The following is a 17,336-nucleotide window of genomic DNA, read 5'->3' on the forward strand; positions in this document are numbered from 1 at the left end:
ATGCTCCGACGGACGGGCGCTAGGGACGGGACGGTGGGTTCGGCGAGCCGGGAGCGGCTCAGAAGACCTTGCCCACCTCCCGGGCCACGATCTCGTCCATGTTGCGTTCCGCGAGTGCCGCGATGGTCATGGACGGATTGCAGGCACCCGTGGAACCGGGAATGAGCGCACCGTCGGTGACGTAGAGCCCGCGCTGCCCGAGCACCCTGCCGTGGGTGTCGCACACCTCGCCGATGGTGGCGCCCCCGAGCGGGTGGAACGTGGTGGTGTCGAAGGCGCTGGTGTCCAGCGTGATGTTCGTCAGGTAGTCCGCCAGGCTCCCGCCGACGATGCTCCGGATCCGCTCGCGGATCCGACCGGTGAGCTCCGCGTCGTACGACCGGCTCCAGTGCAGCACGGCGTCGTCGCGATACGGGTCGTAGCGGAACTCGCCGCGCGGCCGCACGATCCCGAAACCGATGACGCTGGTGGTGCCCAGGTCCACCGGGAACGGCACCGGCCCGTGCACGACGGTGACCGGACCGTCCGGGTTGTCCCAGTCCCGCACGCCCATGCAGGCCGGGCCGCCCTGCAGGGCACCGGGACTGTCACCCAGTGGGGTCCAGGAGAAGATCCGGTCCCCGTTGTTGCCCCAGTTCGAGCCGACCGCCTCGGGCAGGTCCGGGATCAGCTCCTTTGCTTTCGCCTTCACGAGCAGTCGTGTCGTACCCGCCGATCCGGCACCGAGGAACAGCGCGTCGGTGACGATCCGCTTGCGTTCCCGCACCGTGCCGTCGGTGGTGATGTGATCGACCCGCACCACCCAGCGCCCGGCGGAGTCGCGCGCGATGTCGCGAACCAGGTGCAGCGTGGCCACCTCCACGCGCCCGGTCGCTTCCGCCTCGGCGAGATAGGTGACATCCACGGTTCGCTTGCCACCGTTGTTGACGCCGTAGAGCACGTCTCCGGTGGTGTAGGAGGGTTTCATCTCCCCGCGCAGCTCGCGGCGGGCGAAGTCCCAGTCGATCGGCAGTGGAACCCGGTAGGGCACCATGCCCGCCCGCGCGACGTGGTCGTGGAACTGCTTGACCGCCCGGTACTCCGGGGCGTGCAGCAGGTCGTCGGGAATGCCGTCGGGCCGCAGCATCGACTCGACCCGGCGGTAGTAGTCCCGATCGAACCGTTCGTAGTCCAGTCCCGCGGGCATCGAGCGCGTGAAGTGCTCGGCACTCGGCTGGATCGTCATCCCGTGGTAGACCAGCGAGCCACCGCCCACCCCGGAACCGCACAGGATGTCCATGCCGACGCCGCGCACCCGTTCCAGCACCCCGGTGTAGGGCCGCCAAACGCTCGGTGGTGATCCGGTCAGCACCGGCCCCGGAGTCAACCAGGAGGCGCGACGGTCGGGGCTGAACATGTGCGGGAACGTTTCCGCGTTCGGCCCGGTGGGCCACCGGATGCCGCGTTCCAGCACCAGCACCGGCACCCCGGCACGGGCCAGTCGCGAGGCGGTGATCGAGCCGCCGAAACCGGAGCCGATCACCACCGCCCGGCGGTGCTCCTCCACCGGCGCGGCGGCAGCCGGGCCCGTTACGCCCGTGGTCATCCCCAGCGCGGCGGTGGCTGCCGTGCCCTTGAGCAGTTCCCGGCGCCCCAGCGAACCACGCATGACCTCTCCTCTCACGAATCCGAATGATGATCATATGAATTCGTTCGAACTCGTGGAGTAGTGCTCATTCGATCGTGTGAGGGAAGCGTGAGGTTCGTCCCGGTGCGCGCTTCGTCGTGCCGATCGGTCCACACCCGACGGATGCGGTGCGAAGCGGTGGCTGTACCGTCCTGTCGTCGGGCGCGTCCTTCGTTCCGGCGCGGCCGGCGGGAACAGTCTCGGCGTGGGGGAGAGTTGGTTTCGCTCGTGATCGCGGTGCTGGTGTTGCGCAAGGTCCGTTCCTACTGGACGAACCGCAGACGCGTCACGCAGCCTCGTTGAGAACGAAGCCCGGGACGTTCCGGGCGTTTCGTGATGCTCGCACCGGTGCGCCGGAGGCGATCAACCGGCTCGTTTCCGTCGGATGATCTCCGGGAGAATTGTTCGGCCGCTTGTTTTCGTGAACCGGTACGCGTGACGGAAACGATGTTATCCCGCGAATTCGGTGAAGTGCGGCCACGATGTTTCGAGCATTCCCTGTGTCGGGCCCCGGAAACGGAGCCCGACGCAGGCGTTAGCCAGCTCACATGATGCCGACGTTCACGAAGCTCGTCTCGCTGTCCACCTTGTAGTGCTTCCAGCCCCAGAGCCAGAGGTTCTTCTTCTTGTGCGAATTGATCTTGCAGGACTGGTACACGCACTTCTCGGCCTTGTGCTTGTCCTTGTGGCCGTGGTTGTGCTCCGGCTTCCAGTCATCGGCCGAAGCGACACCGGCGCCGCCGATGGCAAGTGGCAGGGCCATGGCACCGACAACTACTGCCCGCGTGAACGAACGCATGCTCGCGCCCTTTCATTTCGGATTATAGGAATTCTCATCGGTCGATCCCGTTGGGGTCGATCCTCTGGTATTCGGTCCCAGCGGTTCGCCGACAACTCGTTTTTACCCCAGTGGTTTTACCGTTGCCGGACGACACGCGCGGCGTTCACCGTATTGAGTGTTATTGGTTTTCTCGTGAATCAAGTTTCGGGAGGATCCGCGAAAATCGGCGGATCGATGGTTTTTCACGTTTCCGGTCGTGCTCGCACGGCGACAGCGGTCGCCTGCCCGACACCCACCCCCGTGGCCGCGATGCCGAATCCACCGCCGCGATGGTTCAGGTGGCGACAAAGGTCGACGACCACCCGCGACATGGACGCGCCGAGCGGATGTCCGTACGCCAGTGCGCCACCGTGCACATTCACTCGATCGTGTGGGGCTTCCGGAAGCTGCCGCAGCACCGCGAGCACCAGTGCGGCGAACGCCTCGTTGATCTCCCACAGGTCGACTTCCTCGGCGTGCAGTTCCAGCTTGTCCAGCAATTCGCGTATCGCCGTCACGGTCGCGAGGACGAACCGCTGGGGCGCGCAGGCCACCGTCGTCGTGCCGACCAGCTCACCGAGGGGCGTGACGGCCAACCGCTCGGCCTGTCGCTGGGAGCCGACGAGCGCCGCCACCGCGCCGTCACCGAGCGGAGCGGAGTTGCCCACCGTCACGGTCCCGTCGGGCGAGAAGGCGGGGGGAAGTCCGGCGAGCTTGGCCGCGCCGGTCTCCGAGCTCAGCGGTTCGTCGCTGCGCATCGGGATGCCGCCCACGCCGCGCACCGGGAAGACGAAGCCGTCGTGCATCCCGGCGTCCCAGGCCGCCGCCGCGCGGCGGTGCGAGCGCAGCGCGTACTCGTCCATCTCGGCTCGGCCCACACCCAGTTCCGCGGCGATGCGTTCGGCGATCAGCCCCAGCGGAGCCGTCCACTCGGGATCCATGCGCGGATTGATCAGCCGCCAACCGGCCGCCGTCGAGACGGCCTCCAACCGGTCGGGCAGCGCGCGTTCCGGACGGGGGACGACGAACGGTGCCCGGCTCATGCCCTCCACACCGCCCGCGACGACCAGCTCGGCGTCCCCGGTGCGCACCGCGCGCCCCGCCTGCACGAATGCCTCGCACCCCGAGCCGCACAACCGGTTGACGGTCACGCCGGGTACGCTCTCCGGTAGTCCGGCCAGCAGCACGGCCATGCGCGCCACGTCGCGGTTCTCCTCGCCCGCTCCGTTGGTGTTGCCGTAGATCACCTCGTCGATCGCTCCGGGAACCAGCGGACGCTCGTCCCGGTCGGTGTGTCGGTGCACCAGCTCGGCCAACGGCATGGCGGCGAGGTCGTCCACCCGGATCCCGGAGAGTTCGCCCCGGTACCTGCCGAACGGAGTTCGGGTGGCGTCGAGCAGCATCGCACGGGCCATGGGGCCATGATGCCGCAATCGGGGGTGAGTACTTTGGTTCTTTCGGGTGAGTTCGACGAATATCCGCGGCAACCGCCGGTGTCGCTCGCTCACTCTCCCGAAGGGGGATTCTCGTCGTTCGCGGCGGGCGCCGGGCGATGCTCGGCCACCGCCGCGTCCTCGGCCAGCGAAACCACGCGAGCCCCGCTCTCCCCGAGCTCGCGCAGCCTGCGCAAGGCGTGCCCGGCGTCGAGCCGCACGGTCGTCCGCACCGGTTCGGCCGGTTCGGCGGGATAGAACCCGGCACGTGCCTGGTGACCGGAGCGCAGCGTGGCGTTGAGCGAACCCGTCGAGGCCAGTGCTCCCCGCGCGGCTCCGAGTCGCCCCAGGGTGTCGTCCAGCGCGTCCAGCAGCGCCGCCCGGTTCCCCTCCGTCATGGCCCGCACCAGATCCGGGTCGGTGGCGATCACTCGCGTCCCGTCCCGGAACGAGCCCGCCGCCAGCGATTCGGCCAGTGGCCCACCGTCACCGCCCACGGAGGCGAGCACGGCCGCCAGCAGGTGGGGCAGGTGCGATACCCGTGCCACGGCGGCGTCGTGCTCGGCGGGGGAGGCGGGCACCACCCGCGCGCCGCAGTCCAGGGCCAGCAGCGCCGCTTCCCGCCAGGCGTCGAGGGCGGTGTCGCCGTCGATCGTCACCGCCCAGAGCGCCCCGTCGAACAGTTCCGCGCTGCCCGCTTCCCAGCCGGAGCGGTCGGTCCCCGCCATCGGGTGCCCGCCCGCGTAACGTGCCGCCGGGGCGGATTCCCGCACCGAGTCGTGCACCGGTTCCTGCACGCTGACCACGTCGGTCAGCAAGGTCGTGGGCGCGTGTCGGTTCACCTCCCGCAGTACCGTGCCGACAGCGGGCAGCGGTGTCGCGAGCACCACCAGCGCGTCCCGCTCCCGGGCGCGCTCCAACGCCCGCTCGGTACTCGACAGCACCTCGTAACCCGCCGCGCGAGCGGCGGCGGCGTCCTCCGCCGAAGTGGTCGCTCCCCATGCCGGTCTGCCCGAACGCACCGCCGCCCGGAGCACGGATCCGCCGATCAGTCCCAGCCCGATCACACACACGGCTCGCATGGGGATCATCCTGCCCTACCCTCAACAACTCGTACCGGAGTGGTGACGGCGTGAACACGCCGAACGTGAATCATTGACTCGGTCGGTGAGCTGTTCGCAATCGTGCTTTCGGGTGGCGTTCGCACGCTTTACCGTGGCCTCATGACGCTCCAGGAGCCGGTCGCGGGGTTCGCGGTTGCCGCTGTTCGTGAGGACGGCCGATGGCGATGCGACATGTTGGACGGTTCGGTACTGACCGGACTCGACGCGATCATCACCGCATTACGCGAACTGCGCTCCAGCGGAGCCGCGATCGGCATGTGCAACGTGGATGACGAGTTCTTCGTGCTGGTGCGTCCGGTGCCCGGTGGTGTGGAGCTGGCGCTGTCCGACGCGGCCGCCGCGCTGGACTACGACGTAGCCGCCGACGTGCTGGACCTGCTGCGTACGGAGCCACCCGATGAGGAGGACGAGGAGATCTGGCCGGAGGGCAACCTCGCGTTGCTCTCCGACCTGGGGCTGCCGGAGGAGGAACTGCTGCTGATCACCGAGGAGGTCGACCTGTACCCGGACGAGCAGCTCGAGATGATCGCGCAGCGCTGCGGCTTCGGTGAGCAGTTCACCGCGGTGCTGGAGCGGTTGTAGTGGCTGTAGGGGTCGGAGTGGTCGCGGGGCTCGGAGCGGTCGTGGTGCCCGGTGCCGAACGCGGTGTCGGGAAGCGACGGCGACCGGACGGGTCGGGATGATCGAGGACTCCGGGGATCGGGAGCTGGTCCGTTCCGCGCTCGCCGTGGCACCGGACGCCACGGCGGCGGGGGACGTGCCGATCGGAGCGGTGGTGGCCGGCCCGGACGGTCGGATACTGGCACGGGCGCACAACCGTCGTGAGGAGCTGTCCGATCCCACGGCCCATGCCGAGACGCTGGCGTTGCGTGCGGCGGCGGCCGCCTACGGCGACGGTTGGCGGCTGGGGGGATGCACCCTGGCCGTGACCGTCGAGCCGTGCACGATGTGCGCCGGGGCACTGGTGCTGTCGCGGATCTCCAGACTGGTCTTCGGCAGCTGGGAGCCCCGTACCGGGGCGGTCGGTTCGCTGTGGGACGTCGTCCGGGACGACAGGCTCAATCATCGGCCCGAGGTGGTCGGCGGTGTGCTCGACCGCGAGTGCGCCGCGTTGCTGGCGGAGTTCTTCGGCGAGCATCGGATGTGACTTGAGTCACTATCGCGTGATTCGGTGGAGTTGCCGGGTATGCAGCGGGAGCAATCGGCAACAGGAGGTCGCGATGAGTACGTTCGACAAGGTCAAGCACCAGGCGCAGCAGCTCGCGGGCAAGGCCAAGGAGGCGACCGGCCGCGCGACCGGTAACCGGGAGATGAAGGATGCGGGCAAGCGGGACCGCCTCGAGGGCGAGGCCAAGGAGTCCGGCCAGGACATGAAGGACCGCGCCGCGGGGGCGGCCGAGGACATCAAGGACAAGCTGCGCGGCGACCAGAGCGGTGACCAGCGCAGCGACCAGGGCGGAAACCGGGAAGGCGGCGAGGACCGGCGCTGAGGGGCCCTCGGGTCGGAACGTCGGTTTCGGTCGATCGGGGCGTCCCGGGAGTGGCGCGGGGTCGCGCCCGCCCCGAGCGCTCCGGTGCTCCGCGGCAGGACGTCAGCGGCGCGCTGCGCGGGAGAAATCGATTCCCTCGACCCCCGTGCTCCATTCGTGAGGGCCGTTCGTTAGGCTTGTTCGCGGTAGCGTGTCCGAGCGGCCTAAGGAGCGCGACTCGAAATCGCGTGAGGTGAGAGCCTCCGTGGGTTCGAATCCCACCGCTACCGCGCGTGGACGAGAGCGGCGCCGGATCCCCGAGGGGAACCGGCGCCGCTCTTTCGTGTCGGGCCAGGTCGGCACCGGGCTGCCCATGTCGGTCTCGGCCGGGTCAGCAGTTGGCGGGCTTCGACTCCACCCTGGTCTGCCACGCGGGGTTGTCCTGCGGGCCGTCGACCGTCACGTCGTGCACGTACCAGTAGTAGTGCCCGTAGTACGGATCACCGAAGTGCAGTTCGTAGGTTCCGGTGACCTTCTGCCGCATCGGCGCGGCGTAGATGTTCACGGCCTGGTTCGGTCCCAGCTCGTGCCGGATCTCGTCGGACTTGGTGGTGCTCCAGCTCCACTGCCGTTCGTAACTGGTCTCGAAACCCGCCTCGAACACCTCGCCCAGCGTGACGCCCGCACTGATGGTCACGCTCACGTTGGTGGTGGTGCTCCTGGAAGACTGCCAGCTGATGATTCGGGTGGAGGTTCCCTCGGAGCAGTTCGTGGCCCCGCCGACCAGCTCGTAGGAGCCGCGGTGCGTTTCCGGCGGCCCGGAGGGGTGAAACTCGCAGAGATCGGTGTTGCCGTTCTCGCACTGCTGCAGCAGCTGCCGCACCGTGGGGTCGGCGTCGGTCGTGGCGCTCGCGGGCGCGGCCAGTCCGGTCATTGCCAGCGCGGCGGCGCTCAGGCCGACGGCCAGTCGATTGCGCGACTTCATTCTTCGTCCTCGCTCAGCTCAGTCCGACGGTCACTGTTCGGTCGTTGATGTAGCCGCCCACGTCGGGGTGGTTCTCCTTGTAGGGGCCCGCGCGGTCACCCGAGTCCGGGTAGAGCCAGACCCAGCAGGTGGACCAGGCCTGTACCGAGGAGATCCGGTTCTGCCAGTAGTCGTCCAGATCGAGCCAGAAGTCCACTTCGTCGTTCTTGGGGCACGGTTCCGGTACAGTGATCGTCAGTGAGGAGCCGCCGTACTCGACGTCCTCGAAGACGGTGGCGCCGATGAGCTCACCGGTGGTGTCGGCGATTCGCCGCCCCTGCTGTCGGGCCTCGGCCAACGTCTCGTAGCAGGTGTGGTCCCGGGTGGAGGCGTCCAGCACGCAGTGTTCGTCCGTTTCGGACGCCTGGGCCGCCTGCGTGGTGGTCGCCGTCAGTCCCGCGGCCATCGCGCAGCTCGCCAGAGCCACCGCGGCGGTCCTGGTGCGGAGCCGTCCGGTTCCGGTCTTGGCTCTTGCCAATTCCGTTCTCCTCTCCTCTTCCGGCGGGCGGGTTCGCCGCCTCGGCGGAATCGGTTTAGCGGATTGCACGCGCACTATCGGGGGAGCCGGAAGGTGAGATCCAGGGTCGCGACGCGATTGCCTACGAATGCGGAAGTGCCGGGAGCAACGCGTTACTGCTTTCGTGCTCGTGTCGTCCCCCCGATGGGGCCAAACACCCCCGATCGGCCCAGCGACCTGAGGGGGCCAGCGACCTGAGGGGCCAGTGACCTGAGGGGCCAGTGAGGACGAGGTGGCGGCGCGATCCGGGGCGGAGCGGTACCGCTGTCGGTGGGGGCGGGCGCGAGCCCGCTGCGAACGCGCCGAAGGGCCGTCGAACGGGTAACCGCGAACACCGAGGCGGCGGGCCGCCGCGGGGCTGACGGGGCCGTGGACGGGAAGGCCGGGCGAACGAGAACGGGCCGGGCGTGGAGTCCACGCCCGGCCCGTCACCGGCGGAGGATGCGGGATTCGAACCCGCGAGGGCTGTTAACCCAACACGAATTCCAGTCGTGCGCCTTAGGCCGCTCGGCCAATCCTCCGCGAAAAAGTGTACGTGACGGTTTCCGCCGATCTCGCGGCCCCCCTCCGGAACCGCTCGGCGGGTGGGCTGCCCCGCGTTGTTTCGGTCCCGCGCTGAGTCGGGGCGCCCCACCGCTCCCCGGGCCGCCCCGCGCTTGTTCTTCGAGACCTCCGCGCTGTCTCCCGGACGATGGCGGGGGGTCGGTTCACCGCGGCGGCGGCCCGTTACACTGAACGCGGACTCCGCGCGGCGTCATCCTGTGAACTCCCCCAGGGCCGGAAGGCAGCAAGGGTAAGCGGGCTCTGGCGGGTGCGCGGGGTCCCCTTTTGTCTCCGGGTCCCGTAACGCTGCGGCGCGCCTCGACCGGCGATCCAGACCACCTCCCCGCCGTCGTCGCTCCCGATGCCGAACTCGTCGGTGGTGGCACGTATCGTTGCCGGTGTGGCGCTCGCGCTCTATCGCAAGTATCGACCGGCGACCTTCGGCGAGGTCGTGGGACAGTCACACGTTACGCAACCGCTGCGAACCGCGCTGGCCGCACAGCGGATCAACCACGCCTACCTGTTCTCCGGGCCCCGTGGCTGCGGCAAGACCTCCAGTGCGCGGATCCTCGCGCGTTCGCTGAACTGCGCCCAGGGCCCCACGGACGAGCCGTGCGGCGAATGCGACTCCTGCGTCGCGCTGGCTCCGGACGGTTCGGGCAGCGTCGACGTCGTCGAGATGGACGCCGCCAGTCACGGTGGCGTGGACGACGCGCGTGAACTGCGCGATCGGGCGGTGTTCGCCCCGGCGCAGTCGCGTTACCGGATCTTCGTCATCGACGAGGCCCACATGGTCACTCAGCAGGGGTTCAACGCCCTGCTCAAGATCGTGGAGGAGCCGCCCGACCACCTCGTCTTCGTGTTCGCCACCACCGAGCCGGACAAGGTGCTGACCACCATCAGGTCCCGCACCCACCACTACCCGTTCCGGTTGATCCCACCGGGTGAACTCCGCGAGCTGCTGGAGCGGATCTGCGCCGAGGAAGGCGTCAGCGTGGACCCGGCGGTGTATCCGCTGGCGATCAGCGCCGGGGGAGGCTCCGCCCGTGACGCGCTGAGCGTGCTGGACCAACTGGTAGCCGGTGCCGGTGCGGAGGGGATCACCTACGAGCGCGCCGTGGCGCTGCTCGGGGTCACCGACGTCGCCCTGATAGACGCGATGGTGGACGCGCTGGCCGCGAACGATCCGGCCACCGTCTACGGCACGGTGGATCGGGTCGTGGAGGCCGGTCACGATCCCCGCAGGTTCGCCTCCGACCTGCTGGAGCGGTTGCGCGACCTCGTGTTGCTGCAGTCGGTGCCGGACGCGGCGGAGCGCGGTCTCATCCAGAACGCCGGTGACGGGATCGGCAGGATGCGCGAGCAGGCCGAGAAACTCGGGACGGCCACGCTGACCCGGTTCGCCGAGATCGTGCACGCCGGGCTGTCCGAGATGCGCGGTGCCACCGCGCCCCGCTTGTTGCTGGAGTTGTTGTGCGCCCGCATGATGCTGCCCGCCGCTTCCGGGGACGAGGCGGCGGTGCTGCAGCGCATCGAGCGGGTCGAGCGACGCATGACGGTGGCCCCGCCGACTTCCGGTGGCGGTGCGGAAACCGCCCCGGCGACGCCCGCACCGGCCGCGCGGAGTGCCGCTCCGAGTGAACCGGACGGCGGTTCGCCCTCGCCGGTCGCGGCGCCGGAGCGTGCCGAGACGGCACCCCCGGTCCGGGATTCCGGGTCCGAACGGGAGGCCGAGGCCGTGCGGGACGGCGCCGCCGACGCGGGGCAGCCTGCCGAGCGGCCGGCGGGCGGCGATCGTGCCGCGCCACCTCCCGGGGGACACGTCCAACGGGAGCAGCCGGCGCGGCAGAGCTCTCCCGAACCGGTGGAGGACGACTCGCGTGCGGGAGGCGGCAGGCCCGCCGCCGAGCTGCGCCAGGTGTGGAACGACCTGCTGCGCGCCGTGGCGGAGCGCAACCGACCGACCCAGGCGCTGCTGCTGAACGCCTCGCTGGTGGATCTGCGGGACAACACGCTGGTGCTGTCGATGCCGACCGCCGGACTGCGCAAGCAGTTCATGCAGGCTCGCCGCATCGACTACGTGCGGGAGGCGATGCGCGCGGTCGTCGGGGGCGATTGGGAGCTGGAGTGCCTCGTCGAGGGTGAGGAGCGGTCCACTCGCGCACCGGCCGCGACGCCGCAACCGCGACCCGGGCGGACCGAGGCGGCTCCCGCTTCGGAGCGGTCCGCCGCCCCGAACGCACAACCGGCCGCCCCGAGCGCGGCGACGGAACGGGCTCCCGAGCCGGAGACCCCTTCGGAGGAACCGGAGGACACTCCGCCCGCGGCTGCTCCCACCGCCGCGGCTCCGGCCGTGTCGGGCTCCCCGGGCACTTCCGAATCCCCCGTAGCGCCCGAGCCCCCAGCAGCCGCCGAGTCAAGCGTGGCGGCCGAACCTCCCACGGCAGCCGAGCCACCCGCCGCACTCGGGAGGCCGGGCGTTCCCGCGTCATCGGAATCGCCGGAACCGCCCCTGCCGCCGGAACCGCCTCCCGAATCGGATCCCGAACCGCCCGAGTGGGAGGACGTCGAGCCCGGTCCGCCACCGGAGCCGGACTTCGCGGCTTCGTCCCGTTCCGAACCACCGGGGTCCGAGTCCGCGGGGAACGAACCCCCCGGCTCCGGACCGCCGGATTCCCGCCCCGCGTCCTCCCGACCATCCCCCGAATCCTCGGCTGCCCCGGGGCACCGGGCCGGTTCGGCGGATTCCGAAACCTCCCGACCGGGCAGTGCCGGTTCGGGGGCGGCGGGGCCGCCGGCTGGGAAGTACGCCGCTCCGGCCGGATCGACCGCCGCGAGCGCTGCCGAAGCCGCACCGCGTGAGGGCTCGGTCGAACGCGATCCCGACGACGAGGCGGTCGAGTTACTGGTCAGCGAGCTCGGCGCGCGCAGACTCGACTAGTGGGATCCGGTCCGCCCGGCCGGGCGCCCGCCACCGTCGCGGATCGACGACTACGCTGGACGGCAGGAGATGCCTCGCTCGAACAGGTGAGCTCAGCCGGAACCGGGAGAGGAGCCACGGTGCAACCAGGCGGTCAGCAACCCGACATGCAGGAAATCATGAAGCAGGCGCAGGAGATGCAGCAGCAGCTCATGAATGCGCAGCAGGAACTCGCCGAGACGGAGGTGACCGGCACCGCCGGGGGCGGCATGGTCACCGCCACGGTTACCGGCGCGGGAGAGTTGCAGTCCATGAGCATCGACCCCAAGGTCGTCGATCCCACGGACACCGAGACGCTGTCGGACATGGTCGTCGCGGCCGTCCGGGACGCCAACCGCGCCGCGCAACAGATGCAGGCGGACAAGATGGGGCCGTTGACCAACGCGCTGGGTGGCCAGGGCGGCACGGACATGGGCGGACTCGGTCTGCCGGGGATGTGACGGTAGCCGCGTGTACGAGGGGCCAGTACAGGATCTGATCGACGAGCTCGGCAGGTTGCCGGGGATCGGTCCGAAGGGTGCGCAGCGCATCGCCTTTCACCTGCTCTCCGCCGAGCCCGCCGACGTCACCCGGCTGCAGGACGCGCTGCAGCGGGTGAAGGAAGGCGTGGTGTTCTGCGAGGTCTGTGGCAACGTCTCCGAGCGGACGCGCTGCAGGATCTGCCAGGACACCAGGCGTGACCCGCGGTTGGTGTGCGTGGTCGAGGAGCCCAAGGACGTGCTGGCCGTCGAGCGCACCCGCGAGTTCCGGGGGCGTTACCACGTGCTCGGTGGTGCGCTGGATCCGCTCTCCGGGGTCGGGCCGGACCAGTTGCGGATCCGCGATCTGGTCAGTCGGATCGGGACCGACGAGGTGACCGAGATCATCATCGCCACGGACCCCAACACCGAGGGGGAGGCGACGGCCACCTACCTCGTCCGGCTGTTGCAGGACTTTCCGGGGCTGAGCGTGACACGGCTCGCGTCCGGTCTGCCGATGGGAGGCGATCTCGAGTTCGCGGACGAGCTCACCCTCGGCAGGGCGTTGTCCGGAAGGCGCTCGGTTTGAGCCGGTTGAGTCGTTTGGTCGCTGCCACCGGAGCGGTCCTCCGGTGAGCCGCTCGGTGGCGGGAGCCGCCGTTCGACCGGAACGAGGCCACGGCGGTCGGGGGCGCCCTGCCGGCCGCTCCCGCCCCGTGGCCCCCGGTTCACCGGTCGTGCGGCCGCCGCGCGCGGCTGACTCCGAAACAGCGGCCTCGTTGGTGCACCGGGTGGGGCGCAGCGCGTCCCGTCTCGGTCCGGTGCGGTTGGTCGCGGTGGACGGTCCTTCCGGTGCGGGGAAGTCGACGTTCGCCCGCGTGCTGCTGTCCGCCCTGTCCACGGCGGGGATCGACGCTGCGCTGCTCGGCACCGACGACTTCGCCACCTGGCGGGAACCGGTGGGCTGGTGGCCCCGGTTGCGCGAGGGTGTGCTGGATCCGTTGTCGCGGGGGCGTGCCGGTCGCTACCGGCGCACCGAGTGGCCCGGCGGAGTGCCGGTGCCCGGGGCGCTGATCGACGTCCCGGTTCCGGAGGTGCTGCTGCTCGAAGGGGTCTCGTCGGGCAGACGTTCGGTCGCGAGTCGCCTTTCGGCGCTGATCTGGATGGAGCCGCCCGACTCGGCCACCCGGCTGGAGCGCGCGGTGCTGCGGGACGGTGCGGAGACCCGTCCCGAACTACTCCGCTGGCAGCGGTTCGAACGGGTGTGGTTCCGCTCGGATCGCACCGGACAGCGTGCCGACTTCGTGCTGCGGGGCTGACGAACCGCCCCGCGACTCCTGATGATCTTCGAAAATCCACTCGTTCGAGTGAGCCGTGTTACGTATTATCTCCGGCTTTGACCAGGATTTTCACAAATTTTTCCCAGATTTGCCGAATGTTAGGCCGAACGTTGTAGCCGAATCGTAATCCTGTGACCCTGATCCGGATACATTCCTCGGGTTACCGTCTCTCTCACTTTGCGAGACGTGAGTTGCCGAGGTGAGTGATGGGTGCAGCCGCCGGGCCGGGGTTCCGGTTATCGAGAGTGGGGCGCAGGCTTGTGACGGTCGGGCTGACCGCCGTGCTTGCCACGTCCCTGTCCGCGTGCGTGCAGTCGCAGCGCGGTGAGGACAGCGGGCAGACCATGGTTTTCGGAGCGCCGGGAGCTCCGGCCCTGTTCGACCCGTTCTACGCCTCCGACGGCGAGACCTTCCGGGTCACCCGACAGATGATGGAGGGGCTCGTCGGGTTCGAGGCGGGGGGAGTCAAGGTCGAGCCCGAACTGGCCACCGACTGGAAGTCCTCGGAGGACGGTACGAAGTGGACCTTCCAGCTCCGCGAGGGCGTGAAGTTCCACGACGGCACCGACTTCAACGCCGAGGCCGTCTGCGCCAACTTCGAACGCTGGTACAACCAGACCGGCACCGGGCAGAGCTCCGCGCTGTCGTACTACTGGATCGAGACCTTCGGTGGATTCGCCGGTGACGACGAGCCCTCGCTGTTCTCCTCCTGCGAGGCGCAGGACCCCACCACCGCGGTGATCAACCTGACCCGCGCGACCTCCAAGTTCCCCGCCGCGCTCGGGCTGGACTCGTTCAGCATGCAGTCGCCCACGGCGATGGAGAAGTACGAGGCCGACAAGGTCGTGGCCAAGGGGTCCGGTTTCGAGTACTCCGAGTACGCCAGGAAACACCCCACCGGTACGGGGCCGTTCCAGTTCGACTCCTACGACCAGAACAACCAGTCCGTGGTGTTGCGTCGCAACGACGACTACTGGGGTGACAAGGCCAAGCTCGATCGGCTCATCTTCAAGGTGATCTCCGACGAGTCGGTTCGCAAGCAGGAGCTGCTCTCCGGCGGGATCGACGGCTACGACTTCCCGAACCCGGCCGACCTGGACTCGCTGCGGCAGCAGGACTTCAACGTGCAGGTCCGCGAGCCGTTCAACGTGCTGTACCTGGGCATGTCGCAGAAGAAGAACCCGGCGCTGCGCAAGCTGAAGGTCCGCAAGGCGCTGGCCTACGCGGTCAACCGCGAGAACCTGGTCAACGCCAACCTGCCGGACGGCGCCGAGGTCGCCAACCTGTTCTACCCGTCCAGCGTGGACGGATACACCGAGGACGTGGCGAAGTACTCCTACGACCCGGAGAAGGCCAAGCGACTCCTGAACGAGGCGGGACACTCCGACCTCACCATCGAATTCTGGTGGCCCACCCAGGTGACGCGGCCCTACATGCCCGACCCGCGCGGCATCTTCAACTCGCTGGCCGGGGACATGCGCAAGGCCGGCATCACCGTCAAGCCGGTCAGCAAACCCTGGAACGGCGGTTACATCTCCGACGTGAACAAGGGCGACGCCGAGGTCTTCCTGCTCGGCTGGACCGGTGACTACAACTCCCCGGACAACTTCATCGGCACCTTCTTCGGCTCGACGGAGAACCAGTTCTACACCAAGCCCGCACCCTGGGGCGAGAAGCTGGCCAACCGGTTGGACGCCGCGGACAAGGAACCGGATCCGACCAAGCGGGAGCGGATGTACACCGAGATCAACCGCGACCTGAAGTCGAAGTACCTGCCCGCCGTGCCGCTGTCGCACTCGCCGCCCGCGATCGTGACCGCCCCGCACGTCGAGGGACTGGTCACCTCGCCGCTGACCGCCGAGGAGTTCGCCTCGGTGAGCATCGAGAAGTAGTTCCAGGGCAGCGCCCAGGTTTTTCCGTCGAGAACGTAAGGATCCCGGTTTGCTTCGTTACACGGTCCGGCGACTCGGCCAGCTGTTGATCGTCACGGTCGTGCTGTCGGTCCTGCTGTTCGGATGGCTGCGGGCGCTGCCGGGTGGCCCGGTCTCCGCACTCCTCGGTGAGCGTGCCACCGAGGAGTCCCGAGCCCGACTGGTACAGCAGCTCGGGCTCGACCAACCGCTGTACGTGCAGTACTGGAAGTTCGTGCAGCGGGCGATCACGGGCGATTTCGGCGTCTCCACCGGGGTGCAGCCGGGCACCCCGGCCATGGAGGTGTTCCTGCAGCGCATGCCTGCCACGCTCGAACTCTCGGTGCTGGCGCTGCTGCTCGCGGTCGCCGTGGGCATCCCGCTGGGCTACTTCGCGGCCCGCAGGCAGGGCGGCTGGCTGGACAACCTCAGCATCACCTGGTCGCTGATCGGCGTGGCTGTGCCGGTGTTCTTCCTCGCCTTCCTGCTCAAGTACGTCTTCGCCATAGAGTTCGGCGTACTGCCCGCCTCGGGAAGACAGGCGGCCGGAATCGACGCCACCCACGCCACCGGCTTCTTCGTCCTCGACGGGCTGCTCACCACGGAGTGGGACGCGGCGTGGAACGCCCTGGTCCACCTGCTGCTGCCCGCGGTCGCGCTGTCCACGATCCCGTTCGCGGTGATCTTCCGGCTCACCCGGGCATCGGTGCTCGACGTGGTCGAGGAGGACTACGTGCGCACCGCCCGCTCCAAGGGGCTCGGGGCGATGGTGGTGCGCGGCAGGCACATCCTGCGCAACGCGATGCTCCCCGTGGTCACCACCATCGGGTTGCAGACCGGCGCGCTGCTCTCCGGTGCGGTGCTGACCGAGCAGGTCTTCAACATTCCCGGGATCGGACAGGCACTCTCGCTGGGTTTCCAACGGCAGGACTACGCCGTGCTGCAAGTGGTGATCCTGGCCACCGCGATGGTCTACGTGCTGGTCAACCTGCTCGTCGACCTCGCCTACGCGGCGATCGACCCGAGACTCCGGACACGCTGATCGAAGCGTGGTGCTCGCCACCGGGCCTGCCAACACGACGGAAAGTATCAGTGAGAGGTCGCGCACAGTGCTGGGTACACAACGCAAGGAGCGCATCGACGGGCTGGCCGAGTCCGGTGGGGACACCACCGCGGGTGTCAGCCTGGCGGCCTCGGCATGGCGACGGTTGCGTCGCAGCCCGACGTTTCTCGTGGGCGCGGGGATCATCTGCGCCTTCGTGCTGCTCGCCCTGGTGTCGCCGATACTGGCGCAACACGATCCCGCCCTGCGGCTGCTGGAGGAGCAGGTCTCCCGCGCGGACAACCGAATACCCGCCCCACAGCCCGGCTTCCCGCTGGGTGGCGACCAGTACGGGCGGCCGCTGCTGTCCCGGGTGCTGCTCGGCTCACAGCAGACACTGCTGGTCGCGCTGCTGGCCACGGTGATCGGCCTGGGCGGCGGCCTGACCCTGGGCATCCTGGCGGGCGCCTTCGGCGGCTGGGTCGACACCCTGGTGATGCGCGTGGTCGACGTGATGCTCTCGGTGCCCTCGCTGCTGCTGGCCGTCTCCATCGGAGCGCTGTTCCAGCAGCAGTCCCAGTTCACCGTGATCATCGCGGTCGCGACGGTGCAGATACCGATATTCGGCAGGCTGCTGCGCGGCACCATGCTCGCCCAGCGGGCGAGCGATCACGTGCTGGCCGCCCGCGCGCTGGGGGTGCGCCAGCGCTCCATCGTCTTCCGACACATGCTTCCCAACGCGCTCGGCCCGGTGATCGTGCAGGCCACGCTGATGCTCGCGGTGGCCATCATCGACGCCGCGGCGCTGTCCTTCCTCGGCCTGGGAGCGGCCGATACCTCGACACCCGAATGGGGGCAGATGCTCGGCTCGGCGCAGAACTTCTTCGACACCCACCCGCACCTGGCCTTCTGGCCCGCCGGCTGCATCATCGTCGTCGCGCTCGGTTTCACGCTCGTCGGTGAGTCGATGCGGGACGCCCTCGACCCGAAGAAGCGGCGGTGAACGGCGA

16 protein-coding genes, 2 tRNA genes and 1 other RNA gene are annotated in these 17,336 nt (G+C 69.2%); 12 read left to right on the forward strand and 7 right to left on the reverse strand.

Annotated features, from left to right (window positions below):
* Nucleotides 1-58: 58 nt before the first annotated feature.
* The 4 genes from BM150_RS07430 to BM150_RS07445 all read right to left on the reverse strand — a co-directional run bounded on the left by BM150_RS07430 (nt 59) and on the right by BM150_RS07445 (nt 5,001).
* Nucleotides 59-1,648 carry a GMC oxidoreductase gene (locus tag BM150_RS07430; protein WP_092925415.1) on the reverse strand — a complete coding sequence of 530 codons (1,590 nt, stop codon included), beginning with the start codon at nt 1,646-1,648 and terminating at the stop codon, nt 59-61.
* A gap of 562 nt (nt 1,649-2,210) precedes the next feature.
* Complete coding sequence (locus BM150_RS07435) at nt 2,211-2,429, reverse strand: hypothetical protein (RefSeq protein WP_139219468.1); 219 nt, start codon at nt 2,427-2,429, stop codon at nt 2,211-2,213.
* Between the two features lie 260 nt (nt 2,430-2,689).
* Nucleotides 2,690-3,901, reverse strand: coding sequence for a thiolase family protein (locus BM150_RS07440; protein WP_092925419.1), 1,212 nt, complete (start codon nt 3,899-3,901; stop codon nt 2,690-2,692).
* An 89-nt stretch (nt 3,902-3,990) separates the two neighbouring features.
* Nucleotides 3,991-5,001, reverse strand: a complete 1,011-nt coding sequence (locus BM150_RS07445; protein ID WP_092925692.1) for a prephenate dehydrogenase — start codon at nt 4,999-5,001, stop codon at nt 3,991-3,993.
* Between the two features lie 141 nt (nt 5,002-5,142).
* Between BM150_RS07445 and BM150_RS07450 the strand changes: the two genes are divergently transcribed.
* From BM150_RS07450 to BM150_RS07465, 4 genes are all read left to right on the forward strand, one after another.
* Complete coding sequence (locus BM150_RS07450; RefSeq protein WP_092925421.1) at nt 5,143-5,625, forward strand: tRNA adenosine deaminase-associated protein; 483 nt, start codon at nt 5,143-5,145, stop codon at nt 5,623-5,625.
* Between the two features lie 97 nt (nt 5,626-5,722).
* Nucleotides 5,723-6,190 carry a nucleoside deaminase gene (locus BM150_RS07455; RefSeq protein ID WP_092925423.1) on the forward strand — a complete coding sequence of 156 codons (468 nt, stop codon included), beginning with the start codon at nt 5,723-5,725 and terminating at the stop codon, nt 6,188-6,190.
* Nucleotides 6,191-6,263: 73 nt separating this feature from the next.
* Entirely contained in the window at nt 6,264-6,533 is a 270-nt protein-coding gene (locus BM150_RS07460) for a CsbD family protein (protein WP_092925425.1), read from the forward strand.
* A gap of 184 nt (nt 6,534-6,717) precedes the next feature.
* Nucleotides 6,718-6,802, forward strand: a tRNA-Ser gene (locus BM150_RS07465).
* 101 nt (nt 6,803-6,903) lie between these two features.
* On the opposite strand, the gene BM150_RS07470 is transcribed toward BM150_RS07465, so the two are convergent.
* The 3 genes from BM150_RS07470 to BM150_RS07480 form a co-directional block, all read right to left on the reverse strand.
* Nucleotides 6,904-7,497 carry a hypothetical protein gene (locus BM150_RS07470; protein WP_217641440.1) on the reverse strand — a complete coding sequence of 198 codons (594 nt, stop codon included), beginning with the start codon at nt 7,495-7,497 and terminating at the stop codon, nt 6,904-6,906.
* Nucleotides 7,498-7,510: 13 nt separating this feature from the next.
* Complete coding sequence (locus BM150_RS07475) at nt 7,511-8,014, reverse strand: hypothetical protein (protein WP_245755334.1); 504 nt, start codon at nt 8,012-8,014, stop codon at nt 7,511-7,513.
* A gap of 474 nt (nt 8,015-8,488) precedes the next feature.
* Nucleotides 8,489-8,574 (reverse strand) — tRNA-Ser (locus BM150_RS07480).
* Between the two features lie 215 nt (nt 8,575-8,789).
* Here BM150_RS07480 and ffs point away from each other — a divergent pair.
* The 8 genes from ffs to BM150_RS07520 all read left to right on the forward strand — a co-directional run bounded on the left by ffs (nt 8,790) and on the right by BM150_RS07520 (nt 17,329).
* An RNA gene (gene ffs, locus BM150_RS07485) (signal recognition particle sRNA small type) lies at nt 8,790-8,883 on the forward strand.
* A gap of 113 nt (nt 8,884-8,996) precedes the next feature.
* A complete protein-coding gene (locus BM150_RS07490) occupies nt 8,997-11,537 on the forward strand; it encodes a DNA polymerase III subunit gamma and tau (RefSeq protein ID WP_092925698.1) in 2,541 nt (846 codons plus the stop codon).
* Nucleotides 11,538-11,683: 146 nt separating this feature from the next.
* Entirely contained in the window at nt 11,684-12,016 is a 333-nt protein-coding gene (locus tag BM150_RS07495) for a YbaB/EbfC family nucleoid-associated protein (RefSeq protein ID WP_092925427.1), read from the forward strand.
* A gap of 10 nt (nt 12,017-12,026) precedes the next feature.
* Nucleotides 12,027-12,623, forward strand: a complete 597-nt coding sequence (gene recR, locus BM150_RS07500) for a recombination mediator RecR (RefSeq protein ID WP_092925429.1) — start codon at nt 12,027-12,029, stop codon at nt 12,621-12,623.
* A 190-nt stretch (nt 12,624-12,813) separates the two neighbouring features.
* Nucleotides 12,814-13,353: a uridine kinase family protein gene (locus BM150_RS07505; RefSeq protein ID WP_175496735.1), complete on the forward strand. Its 540-nt coding sequence runs from the start codon at nt 12,814-12,816 to the stop codon at nt 13,351-13,353.
* A 227-nt stretch (nt 13,354-13,580) separates the two neighbouring features.
* On the forward strand, nt 13,581-15,266 hold the full coding sequence (locus BM150_RS07510) for an ABC transporter substrate-binding protein (RefSeq protein WP_092925431.1): 1,686 nt from the start codon (nt 13,581-13,583) through the stop codon (nt 15,264-15,266).
* Between the two features lie 49 nt (nt 15,267-15,315).
* The gene (locus BM150_RS07515) at nt 15,316-16,326 is read left to right on the forward strand and encodes an ABC transporter permease (RefSeq protein ID WP_092925433.1); all 1,011 of its coding nucleotides are present in this window, start codon (nt 15,316-15,318) and stop codon (nt 16,324-16,326) included.
* A gap of 67 nt (nt 16,327-16,393) precedes the next feature.
* Complete coding sequence (locus tag BM150_RS07520) at nt 16,394-17,329, forward strand: ABC transporter permease (protein WP_175496725.1); 936 nt, start codon at nt 16,394-16,396, stop codon at nt 17,327-17,329.
* Nucleotides 17,330-17,336: the final 7 nt, after the last annotated feature.

It is taken from the genome of Actinopolyspora alba (assembly GCF_900112765.1).
GTDB lineage: Bacteria > Actinomycetota > Actinomycetes > Mycobacteriales > Pseudonocardiaceae > Actinopolyspora > Actinopolyspora alba.

Bases quoted from the DNA above. Each gene is read 5' to 3' on its own strand.
- BM150_RS07430 (WP_092925415.1), bottom strand. From the start codon at position 1,648: ATGCGTGGTTCGCTGGGGCGCCGGGAACTGCTCAAGGGCACGGCAGCC.
- BM150_RS07435 (WP_139219468.1), bottom strand. From the start codon at position 2,429: ATGGCCCTGCCACTTGCCATCGGCGGCGCCGGTGTCGCTTCGGCCGAT.
- BM150_RS07440 (WP_092925419.1), bottom strand. From the start codon at position 3,901: ATGGCCCGTGCGATGCTGCTCGACGCCACCCGAACTCCGTTCGGCAGG.
- BM150_RS07445 (WP_092925692.1), bottom strand. From the start codon at position 5,001: ATGCGAGCCGTGTGTGTGATCGGGCTGGGACTGATCGGCGGATCCGTG.
- BM150_RS07450 (WP_092925421.1), top strand. From the start codon at position 5,143: ATGACGCTCCAGGAGCCGGTCGCGGGGTTCGCGGTTGCCGCTGTTCGT.
- BM150_RS07455 (WP_092925423.1), top strand. From the start codon at position 5,723: ATGATCGAGGACTCCGGGGATCGGGAGCTGGTCCGTTCCGCGCTCGCC.
- BM150_RS07460 (WP_092925425.1), top strand. From the start codon at position 6,264: ATGAGTACGTTCGACAAGGTCAAGCACCAGGCGCAGCAGCTCGCGGGC.
- BM150_RS07470 (WP_217641440.1), bottom strand. From the start codon at position 7,497: ATGAAGTCGCGCAATCGACTGGCCGTCGGCCTGAGCGCCGCCGCGCTG.
- BM150_RS07495 (WP_092925427.1), top strand. From the start codon at position 11,684: ATGCAGGAAATCATGAAGCAGGCGCAGGAGATGCAGCAGCAGCTCATG.
- BM150_RS07510 (WP_092925431.1), top strand. From the start codon at position 13,581: ATGGGTGCAGCCGCCGGGCCGGGGTTCCGGTTATCGAGAGTGGGGCGC.